This window comes from Paracraurococcus lichenis (assembly GCF_030657435.1).
Lineage (GTDB): Bacteria > Pseudomonadota > Alphaproteobacteria > Acetobacterales > Acetobacteraceae > Paracraurococcus > Paracraurococcus lichenis.
Map to the genome: position 1 here is coordinate 1 of NZ_JAUTWS010000274.1, position 1,677 is coordinate 1,677.

Consider the following 1,677-nt stretch of genomic DNA (forward strand, 5'->3'; position numbering starts at 1 on the left):
GGTCGCGGGGGACCGGGCCTGTTCCTCACCCAAGATACGCTGGCCGATGTTCCACAACACCCAAGCCGCCGCCTGATCGCGCCCGATCATCCGCCCATCAGGCAGGACATGGGCGCGCTCATGCAGCGCCTTCTTCCGCACCTCGCCACTGACCGGATCGGTCTGCGATGGCCGGTGCTTCCGTGGATCGACCAAGATCACCCGACCCGCAGCTTCTTCCGCTTTCGAGGTCAGGAGGGACAACCAACTGCCGGGCGCAGTATCAAGGATCGCCCGGTTCAAGCCCGCTTTCTGGCGGACATTCTTGCCCGGCTTCTCCGCCGTCCCCTTGGCGGAAGCCGTCATGTTCTTCACCGCGATGTCCTCGGTGATGATGACCGCGTGCTCGCGGGCAAGCCGCGCAGTGGTTTGGTGGTTCCGGTCCTTGCGCCGGTTCGCCAGCTTCCGGCTGCGCTTCGCCAGCAGCTTCCGCGCCTTCGCGGCCCGCTTTGACCGCTTGCCTCGGAGATGACGGGACACCTCGCGCTGCGTCGCCTTGAGGCCGGCCTGCGCCTCGGCCAACAGCCGGTCGTTCTCGATCTCAGCGAACTGCATCGGGCCATGACAGAGCGTCGCCATGGTTTCGACGCCCCAGTCCAGTCCGGCGACGGCATTGCCGGTCCGTTCGCGGTGCGGCTCGCACGCGACCACCAGCGAGAGGAACCAACCATCCGCCTTGCGCTGGATATCGGCACAGACCACCCGGCCCGGCGTTCGGGCCTCACCACGCGCCCGCATGGTGCCGATGCCCGACAGGCGCAGCCTGCCGTGCCGCCATCCCTCACCCGGCTCGAACTTGAAGCCGTCACCGTGGGTTTTGAAGCCGAAGCCGGGAAAGCGGTCCCGTCCCTTGAACCTCGGGAAGCCCGGCGTCTCGCCCGCCTTCACCCGGCGGAAGAAGTGGCCGAAGGCCAGATCGAGGCGCTTGAGCGTGACCTGCAAGGACTGCGCATTCAGCCCGAGATAGGCCAAGTCATCCTGCCTGATCTGCGTGACGGACTTGCACTGCGCCGCGAAGCCGATGGAGGTCTGGGACAGGCGCCATGCGTCGATGCGCTCTTGCAGGGCGGCATTGTACAGCGCCCGGTGCAGATCGCAGACGCGCTCCATCTCGGCCGCCTGCGTGGCGGATGGATATAGCTTCATCGTGACCCGGCGATGGACAGCGGCCATACCGTTACGCTAGGCTTAGTTGCATGGCGGATCAAGCTGAGTTTTCCAAGCTATACCACTGCGTTTACGCGCTCCACTATCACTTGGTTCTCGTGACCAAGTACCGGCGGAAGTGCATCACCGCGCCCATGCTCGACCGCTTCCGCGAGATCGCCACCACTCGGTGCGAGGGGTGGGGCGGCAAGCTGATGGAGGTGAACGGCGAGCCGGATCACGTCCACCTGCTGATCTCCCTGCCGCCCAACCTTGATCTCAGCCGGTTCGTCAACAACCTCAAAACCACCACCTCTCGGCTGATCCGCAAGGAGTTCGCTGCCGAGGTGAGCCGGGTCTATCGGAAGCCGGTATTCTGGAGCCGGACGTACTGCGTGATCTCGTGCGGCGGTGCCCCGCTGTCCGTCATCAAGCAGTACATCGAGCAGCAGGCGGCACCCGAATAAGCGCGCTTCGCGCGCTGCGGCTTTC

Annotated in this window: 2 protein-coding genes; one reads left to right on the top strand and one right to left on the bottom strand. The window is 65.2% G+C overall.

The window, feature by feature from the left end; genetic code table 11:
- The coding region (locus Q7A36_RS39640) for an RNA-guided endonuclease InsQ/TnpB family protein (RefSeq protein ID WP_305109292.1) at nt 1-1,212 on the bottom strand (1,212 nt) is incomplete at its 3' end.
- 23 nt (nt 1,213-1,235) lie between these two features.
- On the opposite strand from Q7A36_RS39640, the gene tnpA reads away from it, so the two are divergent.
- Nucleotides 1,236-1,652: an IS200/IS605 family transposase gene (gene tnpA, locus Q7A36_RS39645; protein WP_305109293.1), complete on the top strand. Its 417-nt coding sequence runs from the start codon at nt 1,236-1,238 to the stop codon at nt 1,650-1,652.
- Nucleotides 1,653-1,677 lie beyond the last annotated feature (25 nt).

Excerpts from the sequence above, each read along its gene's own strand:
- tnpA (WP_305109293.1), top strand. The coding sequence starts at position 1,236 with ATGGCGGATCAAGCTGAGTTTTCCAAGCTATACCACTGCGTTTACGCG.